Genomic DNA, 1,052 nt, shown 5'->3' on the forward strand with positions numbered 1-1,052 from the left:
TATCTTTAAAATAAGAGCATAAGTCGCCTTTGATTTTTCCTAGACCGCCTGGAATCTCCCAGTCTATTTTTCCGCTCAGTGTAGCTACCGTAGTTCTTCCAACGGCTGCTTTATCAGGCACTACGGAGGCCGTTGCTTGGCCCGCCGTGGCAACGGAAGCAGCACTGGTGACGGCTAGTGCAAAAGCGGGGTTTACTACATTGCACCCAGGAAATATTTCAAAGCCGCCTGTCAGTGCTGTTTTGAGTTGTAAGTTTCTAGCTTCTATTTCAATAATGGCATCGGCAGTCAGGCCTTTGAGATTTAGTTCGCTGGGTAAAGTGTCTTTGAGTGGCGAGAGATCAATTAAACTTGAAATAGTTACCGTATGCTTGGCCTTTTTATCAAAGGGGTTGGTGACGCGAACCTTGCAACTTTTAAGCGACACATCTCCCAACGCATCATCTTTTAAACTTTCAAATAGCTCTTCCATTTTCATGTCATCAATAGAAAGCTCGGCATAACTATCCGTTTTGCTCATGCCAAAGGTTATGGTTGTATCGGGAGCGCTGGCAGCCGAGGCAAGGTTGATTTGGGTAAAAAGCCTTTTTTCCGCAGCGGATAAAAAGACAAAAAGCTTATTGATGGTTACCTTTTTCCACGGTGATAAATAAAGGTCAAAAGGAGAAGTAGGCGCAAAACTTAGCAAAATCTCGTTGCCCTTAGGGGTTACAGAGAACCGTTCAAGCGTTATATTGCCTCTCACCAAATCCAGCAGGCTTGCCTGAGCTTTCATCGATAAGCCAGTTTTGTTGGAAAAAGTGACCGATGGACTGCCCAGCGACATGATGCCTAGGTCAAAGGTAGGAGGCGTTTTGAAATAAGCATCAAATTGAAATGCCGATTTGGCCATGTCCAGGGTGCCCTTTAGCATGATGGTACCTACATTAGGGATATCTAGGGGAAACAAGAGCGGAGCCATTGGAGTAGCGGCGGCAGGTGCAGGGGTAGCTACATCGGTTGTAACAGCTGGGGTATCTTGCGGAGATCCATAGTCAGTAGCTGTGGCAGCT

General features: G+C 46.3%; 1 protein-coding gene. It reads right to left on the reverse strand.

The genetic code is table 11. The annotated features are described in order from the left end of the window. The coding region (locus tag FJZ26_06300) for a hypothetical protein (protein MBM3230017.1) at window positions 1–913 on the reverse strand (913 nt) is incomplete at its 3' end. Window positions 914–1,052: the final 139 nt, after the last annotated feature.

The organism is Candidatus Parvarchaeota archaeon, assembly GCA_016866895.1.
In the GTDB taxonomy this organism is placed as follows: domain Archaea; phylum Micrarchaeota; class Micrarchaeia; order Anstonellales; family VGKX01; genus VGKX01.